This is a genomic window from Streptomyces corchorusii, assembly GCF_001514055.1.
Lineage (GTDB): Bacteria > Actinomycetota > Actinomycetes > Streptomycetales > Streptomycetaceae > Streptomyces > Streptomyces olivaceoviridis.
On record NZ_KQ948353.1, the window covers coordinates 402,440 to 408,856 of the forward strand.

The 6,417-nt window shown below is 73.3% G+C and carries 7 protein-coding genes, 1 pseudogene and 1 riboswitch; of the genes and pseudogenes, 3 read left to right on the forward strand and 5 right to left on the reverse strand.

The genetic code is table 11. The features are described 5' to 3' along the window. Positions 1-50: 50 nt before the first annotated feature. From AQJ11_RS09000 to AQJ11_RS09010, 3 genes are all read right to left on the reverse strand, one after another. The gene (locus AQJ11_RS09000) at positions 51-680 is read right to left on the reverse strand and encodes an MBL fold metallo-hydrolase (protein ID WP_059262507.1); all 630 of its coding nucleotides are present in this window, start codon (positions 678-680) and stop codon (positions 51-53) included. Continuing rightward, positions 680-1,768, reverse strand: coding sequence for an S-(hydroxymethyl)mycothiol dehydrogenase (locus AQJ11_RS09005; RefSeq protein WP_014676708.1), 1,089 nt, complete (start codon positions 1,766-1,768; stop codon positions 680-682). Before AQJ11_RS09005 ends, AQJ11_RS09000 begins: the two co-directional genes overlap by 1 nt. A 177-nt stretch (positions 1,769-1,945) precedes the next feature. After that, positions 1,946-2,248 (reverse strand): hypothetical protein, encoded by a 303-nt coding sequence (locus tag AQJ11_RS09010; RefSeq protein WP_014676707.1) that lies wholly within the window; start codon positions 2,246-2,248, stop codon positions 1,946-1,948. A gap of 189 nt (positions 2,249-2,437) precedes the next feature. On the opposite strand from AQJ11_RS09010, the gene AQJ11_RS09015 reads away from it, so the two are divergent. Beyond that, positions 2,438-2,803, forward strand: a complete 366-nt coding sequence (locus AQJ11_RS09015) for a nuclear transport factor 2 family protein (protein ID WP_059262508.1) — start codon at positions 2,438-2,440, stop codon at positions 2,801-2,803. 75 nt (positions 2,804-2,878) lie between these two features. Beyond that, a riboswitch (ZMP/ZTP riboswitch) is annotated at positions 2,879-2,959 on the forward strand. A 26-nt stretch (positions 2,960-2,985) separates the two neighbouring features. After that, a complete protein-coding gene (locus AQJ11_RS09020; RefSeq protein ID WP_059262509.1) occupies positions 2,986-3,834 on the forward strand; it encodes a bifunctional 5,10-methylenetetrahydrofolate dehydrogenase/5,10-methenyltetrahydrofolate cyclohydrolase in 849 nt (282 codons plus the stop codon). Between the two features lie 308 nt (positions 3,835-4,142). Here the strand turns inward: AQJ11_RS09020 and AQJ11_RS09025 are convergent, their stop codons facing one another. Next, the gene (locus tag AQJ11_RS09025) at positions 4,143-5,117 is read right to left on the reverse strand and encodes a CU044_5270 family protein (RefSeq protein WP_059262510.1); all 975 of its coding nucleotides are present in this window, start codon (positions 5,115-5,117) and stop codon (positions 4,143-4,145) included. Between the two features lie 205 nt (positions 5,118-5,322). Further along, positions 5,323-5,829 (reverse strand): annotated as a pseudogene (locus AQJ11_RS09030) (RNA polymerase sigma factor); the annotation flags it as partial. Positions 5,830-5,935: 106 nt separating this feature from the next. Between AQJ11_RS09030 and AQJ11_RS50840 the strand changes: the two are divergent. Continuing rightward, positions 5,936-6,417, forward strand: a 482-nt coding sequence (locus AQJ11_RS50840) for a cbb3-type cytochrome c oxidase subunit I (RefSeq protein WP_425265007.1), incomplete at its 3' end; no start/stop codon positions are given.

Genomic DNA, 6,417 nt, shown 5'->3' on the forward strand with positions numbered 1-6,417 from the left:
TCGCGCGGAGTTCCGCGGTGTGTCGCCGCAGGGCTCAGTGGCCGTCGGGCTCAGTGGCCGCGGGCGATCCACTCCTCCAGGTGGGGGGCCTCCTCGCCGATGGTGGTGCCGTCCCCGTGCCCGGTGAGGACCTTGGTCTCCGGCGGGAGGGTGAGGAGGCGGTTGCGGAGGGATTCGATGATGGTCGGGAAGTGCGAGTAGGAGCGTCCGGTGGCTCCGGGGCCGCCCTTGAAGAGGGTGTCGCCCGTGAACACGGTGCCGAGGCCCGGGTCGTACAGGCAGACGGCGCCGGGGGCGTGCCCCGGGGTGTGCAGCACGGTGAGGTCGGCGCCGGCGGCCTCGATGACCTGGCCGTCAAGGAGGTGCCGGTCGGGGTCCCGGTGCGGGTGGGTCTGCTGCCACAGCACCAGGTCGTCCGGGTGCAGCCAGATCGTCGCGCCGGTGAGGTCGGCGAGTTCCGGTGCCGCGTTGACGTGGTCGTTGTGGGCGTGCGTGCACACGATGGCGGTCAGCCGCCGGTCGCCGACGGCGCGGGCGATGGCCTCGGCGTCGTGGGCGGCGTCGATGACGATCACCTCGCGGTCGTCGCCGACGATCCACACGTTGTTCTCCACGTCCCAGGTGCCGCCGTCGAGGCTGAACTGGCCCGAGGTGACGAGGCGTTCGATGCGCGCGGTCATCACAGCACCACCACCGAACGCAGCACGTCGCCGTGGTGCATCCGCTCGAACGCCTGCTCCACCTGGTCCAGTTGGATCGTCTCGGTGACGAACGCGTCGAGCGGCAGGCGGCCTTGCAGATGGAGGTCGATCAGCATGGGGAAGTCCCGGCTGGGCAGGCAGTCGCCGTACCAGGAGGACTTCAGGGCGCCGCCGCGGCCGAAGACGTCCAGCAGGGGCAGTTCCAGCTTCATCTCGGGGGTGGGGACGCCGACGAGGACGACGGTGCCGGCGAGGTCGCGGGCGTAGAAGGCCTGCTTGTAGGTCTCCGGGCGGCCGACGGCCTCGATGACGACGTCCGCGCCGAAGCCGCCGGTCAGCTCGCGGATCGCCTCGACCGGGTCGGTCTGCCGGGAGTTGACGGTGTGGGTGGCGCCCAGCGTGCGGGCCTTCTCCAGCTTGCGGTCGTCGATGTCCACCGCGATGATCTTCGCCGCGCCGGCCAGGTTCGACCCGGCGATCGCCGCGTCGCCGACACCGCCGCAGCCGATGACGGCGACCGAGTCGCCCCGGCCGACGTTCCCGGTGTTGATCGCGGCGCCGATGCCGGCCATCACCCCGCAGCCGAGGAGGCCCGCGACCGCCGGGGAGACGGCCGGGTCGACCTTGGTGCACTGGCCGGCCGCGACGAGCGTCTTCTCGGCGAAGGCCCCGATCCCCAGGGCCGGGGACAGCTCCTGGCCGGTGGCGGCGAGGGTCATCTTCTGCCGCGCGTTGTGGGTGTTGAAGCAGTACCAGGGCCGGCCGCGCAGACAGGCCCGGCACTGGCCGCACACCGCGCGCCAGTTGAGGATGACGAAATCACCGGGGGCGACGTCGGTGACGCCCTCGCCGACCGACTCCACGACTCCGGCCGCCTCGTGGCCGAGCAGGAAGGGGAAGTCGTCCGAGATGCCGCCCTGCTTGTAGTGCAGATCGGTATGGCAGACCCCGCAGGCCTGGACGCGTACGACGGCCTCGCCGGGCCCCGGGTCCGGCACCACGATCGTCTCGACCCGTACCGCCTCGTCCTTGCCCGGTGCGATCACGCCGCGGACTTCCTGCGCCATGGTCTGGCCCCTTCCTTCGTTTGCCTTCGCCGCCGACATTACGCGCGACCGATCGGTAGTGACGGCGGACCACGAGGAGGTTAGTGGATCTTTCCGGACTCGGGCGGCATCGCCCGGCCGGTCGCGGCAGCGGTGAGGGCCGCCCCGGCGGGACGGCCCTCGTGCCGGCGGGCGGGATCAGTGGATGGCGCCGACCAGACCGAGCAGCGGCGCGGCGGGCGCGAGGACCTGCTCCACCTGGTTGAGCTGGTTCAGCTCCTGGAGGTGCTTCAGCTCCTGCAACTGCTCGGTGACCCGTGGCACCCGGCTCCGCTGCTCCGCCGGGATGTCACTGACGGCGAGCGTGTCCAGCGTGCTCAGCGCGCCGAGCTTCCCGACGAGCGGTGCGCCGGTGCCGGCCGCGTTCGCCTGGGGTACGGCGAGGCCGGCGATCCCGGCGGCCAGACCGACGGCGGCGGCGATACGTCGTGTTGAGATCATGCCTTCAGCAACGGCGGCAGGCCCCGGGCGGACACGGGCGGCGGGCCGCGCTCACCCGTGAGGTGGAGCGCTCGGCCGGGCTTGCCGGGGTCGCCGGGGCGGAGGAGTCTCGAAGGTGGGCCCGTGCGGCCCGCTCCTGGCCGGACCGCACGGGCACCCGGACCACACGGGCACCTGAAGGAGGTCACCATGGGTACCGCTGCGGGGTCCGCCTTCGACACCGACACACTGCGCCGGGCCGTCGAGGGCAACACCGGCAACAACCTTCTGTCGCTCTACGCGGACGACGCGGAGATCCGCATCGTCGACCGCAACAACCAGCCCAGCCATCCCACGGTCCTGCACGGCCGGAGCCAGATCGCCGAACTGCTGGACGACGTCTACAGCCGCGACATGACGCACAGGCTGGACCGGTGCGTCGTCCAGGGCGACCACGCGGCCTACTGCGAGTCCTGCGAGTACGGGGACGGCACCCGGGTCCTCGCCGAGTCGATGGTCACCCTGCGGGACGGCAAGATCGCCGATCAGCTGATCATCCAGGCGTGGGACGAGTAGGCCCCGGCCGGGTACGGCGGGAGCGGAAGGAGGCCGAGCGGGTTCCGGAGGTCGTACGCACTCTCGGTTACGCTGTACGCGGGCCGTGACTGGCGCTGAGGTGGAGCACCACCGGGGAGCGGTCCGCGTCGGTTGCCGCGCGCCTGGGCGAGGAGAGTCGATCCAGCTCAGGAGTGTGCAGCATGACCCAGGCCCGTCTGATGGACGGCACCGCGCCCGCCCGCCGCATCGTCGAGGACACCGCGAAGAAGGCCGCCGCTCTCACCGAGCGCACCGGTACCGCGCCGTGTCTGGCCACCGTCCTGGTCGGCGAGGACCCGGCGTCCGTGACGTACGTCCGCATGAAGCAGAACCGCAGCCGCAAGGCCGGTATCGAGTCCCGGCACGTCGCCCTGCCCGCGACCACCACCACGGACGAACTCGTCACGACGCTGCGGGAGTTGTCGGCCGACCCGGGGGTGCACGGCATTCTGCTCCAGCACCCGGTGGGCGACCACATCGACGAGCGGGCCGCGTTCGAGGCGATCGCGCCGGAGAAGGACGTCGACGGTGTCACCTTCGCGTCGTTCGCCGCGATGAGCTTCGGGCTGCCGGGCTTCGTCTCCGCCACGCCGGGCGGCATCCTGCGGCTGCTCGACGAGTACGGCGTCGACCCGGCCGGGAAGCGGGCCGTGGTGGTCGGCCGCAGCGCGATCCTCGGCAAGCCGGTGGGCATGCTGCTGCTCGCCCGGGACGCGACCGTGACCTACTGCCACTCGCGCACCCGTGAGCTCTCGGCCGTGGTCCGCGAGGCCGACATCGTCGTGGCCGCGGTCGGCCGGCCGCGGCTGATCCGCGGGCAGGACATCAAGCCGGGCGCGGTCGTCGTCGACGCGGGCTACAACCCGGGGAACGTCGGCGACGTCGACTTCGACTCGGCCGTGGAGCGGGCGTCGCTGATCACCCCGGTACCGGGCGGCGTGGGCCCGATGACGATCGCCACGCTCCTGGAACAAACGGTGACGGCCGCCGCCCGGCAGCTGGGGGTGTAACGGACAGCCGGGGCTCGGCGGTGGGCAGCGGGGCAGTGCCGGGTGGCGGTGATCACCGGCCGGCGGCGCCGATGAGCGCGGGCGGGCGGGTCGGTGCCGCACGGCACCGGGCACCGTCAACGCCGCCGAGCAGCGCGGGGCGAGCTGATCAGCGCCCCGCTCGGCACGGGGCACCACCAGACGCCGCCGGGCAACCCCGAGCGGGCGGGTCGGTGCCGCACGGCACGGGGCACCGGCAGGCTCCGCCGGGCAACCCCGGACGGCGGCGCCCGGCAGCGCGCCTCGCCGGTCGGTGCCGGGCCTCGCGGTCAGCGCATCCAGGCGTTGTAGTCCATGACGTCCCCGGCCCTGACGCCGTACTCGGGGGCGTCGCTGGTGAAGGTGGTCTCCAGGCCGAGGACGGTGCCGGTGCGCGGGTCGAGGATCAGCATCCGCCGACCGCCCTCGCCCTCGTACACGTATGCCTGCCCGGGACGGCCGAGGCGGTCGGTCACCTGTCCCACGGCCCGCAGTCCTTCGGCGTCCGCGAGGACCCCGACCAGTGCCGCGGACTCCCGCGCGCCCAGCGTCCAGTGGTCCAGCAGTTCCCCGACGGCGTCGAGGAGCCGGGGGGTGTCCAGGGAGTCGGTACGGACGGTCTCGGCGAGGTAGGCGCGCAGGGCGGCCGGGGTGTGCGGCGGCGGTGCCTCGGGCGGGGCGTCGCTCCAGCTCGGCGGGTAGGTCGCCCGTCTGAGGACGTGGCCGTCGGCCACCACGCGGGGGTCCCCGCCCTCGTCGGTGAGGACCGGGCGGCCCGGACGGCGCGGATCGGTCGCCACGACCAGCTCGGTGTGGCTGTCGTCCGCGCGCCAGCGCACCACCCGTTCCTCGGGCAGGGTGACGGGGGGTTTGCCGTCGGTCATGCTCAGGCTCCACGACTGCACGTGCGTGCCCTTGCGCAGGCGCGGCGAGCCGTCGGCGGCGGCGGTCGCGGCCAGTTCGGCCAGCCGCGTCAGCGGGACGGGCGTGGAGTCGGCGCGGACGGTCAGCGGCCGGGGCGCGGCGAGGGCGGGCCGGGTGTTCGGCCCGCCGACCAGCGCGGCGAACGCGGTCGCCAGTACGACGCCCGTGGCGGCGAGACCCCACAGCAGCCGGGCGCGGGAGACGCGGCGCGTCGGCCGGGGTTGGCGCGGCAGTCGGTCGAGCCGCCACTCCGCGCGCTGGTCCAGGGGCCCGTCACCGAAGTGCGGCCCGTCGTGCGGTACGGGGTTGGCGCGCCGGAGGAGTTCGAGTTCGTCAGGCATGTCGGGGGTCCTTGCGCAGGCATGCGTCGGTCGTGGGCGCGGGGCCGGAGGAGCGCCGGTCGGGGCGGGCACCGCCGTCGGGCGCCGGTCCCCCAGGGGGCGCTGTGGGCAGCGCTTCGAGTGACGGCCCTCCAGGGGCTGCCGTGGGCGGCGCGTCGGGCGACGGTTCGGCAGGGCGCGGCTCGGGCGGCGCTTGCGGCGACGGTGCCGCGGGGCACAGCCGGTCGATCTCCGTGCGCAGACGGCGGCGGGCGCGGTGGAGGCGCATGGCCGCCGCGCGCCGGCCGCAGCCGAGGGCGACCGCGATCTCCTCGGCGCCGAGTTCCTCCCAGGCGGCGAGTCGCAGTACCTCCTGGTCGGCCGGGGCGAGCCGGTCCAGGGCCTCGTGCACCCAGGCGCCCGGCGCCTCCGTGCCGGGGCCTGCCGCGATGTGCCGGCCGTGCGCGGCCTCGTCGTTGCCCAGCCGGTCCACCAGCCGGCGCCGGCGCCCGTAGCCGCGTACCGCGTTGGCCAGGCAGTTCCGGGCCACCCCGTACAGCCAGGGCAGCGGCGCGGCCGGCAGGTCGGCCCGGCGTCGCCAGGCGACCGTGAACACCTCCGCCACCACTTCCTCCACCTCGTCGGTCCGCCCCGGAAGCCGCCTGGCGACGTAACGGCTGACCGCCCAGTAGTGCTCGCGATAGGCAGCGGCGAAGATCTCGTCGTTGCTCATGCTCGGTTCGTGTCCGGCACCCCCCGGATCGTCACACCCTCCTTCCGTGATGCTCCTCGCGTCCCCCGAGTGTGACCTCCGGGCGGGGCGCGGACACAGGCGGGGCGTGAAGAGGATCCGAGACACCAGAGCCGTGCAGTGGCTCACCAGTACCGACCACAAGACGATCGGCACGCTGTACCTGGTCACCGCGTTCGCGTTCTTCCTGATCGGCGGCGTGATGGCGCTGATCATGCGCGCCGAGCTGGCCCGTCCCGGGCTCCAGTTCATGTCGAACGAGCAGTTCAACCAGGCGTTCACGATGCACGGCACGATCATGCTGCTGATGTTCGCGACGCCGCTGTTCGCCGGTTTCGCGAACTGGATCATGCCGTTGCAGATCGGCGCGCCCGACGTGGCGTTCCCGCGGCTGAACATGTTCGCCTACTGGCTGTACCTGTTCGGCTCGCTCATCGCGGTCGGTGGCTTCCTCACCCCGCAGGGCGCGGCCGACTTCGGCTGGTTCGCCTACTCCCCGCTGTCGGACGCGGTCCGCTCGCCGGGCATCGGCGCCGACATGTGGATCATGGGCCTGGCCTTCTCCGGCTT

Coding starts and splice junctions, on each gene's coding strand:
- AQJ11_RS09010 (WP_014676707.1), bottom strand. CDS start 2,248: ATGATCTCAACACGACGTATCGCCGCCGCCGTCGGTCTGGCCGCCGGG.
- AQJ11_RS09005 (WP_014676708.1), bottom strand. CDS start 1,768: ATGGCGCAGGAAGTCCGCGGCGTGATCGCACCGGGCAAGGACGAGGCG.
- AQJ11_RS09015 (WP_059262508.1), top strand. CDS start 2,438: ATGGGTACCGCTGCGGGGTCCGCCTTCGACACCGACACACTGCGCCGG.
- AQJ11_RS09020 (WP_059262509.1), top strand. CDS start 2,986: ATGACCCAGGCCCGTCTGATGGACGGCACCGCGCCCGCCCGCCGCATC.
- AQJ11_RS09000 (WP_059262507.1), bottom strand. CDS start 680: ATGACCGCGCGCATCGAACGCCTCGTCACCTCGGGCCAGTTCAGCCTC.
- AQJ11_RS09025 (WP_059262510.1), bottom strand. CDS start 5,117: ATGCCTGACGAACTCGAACTCCTCCGGCGCGCCAACCCCGTACCGCAC.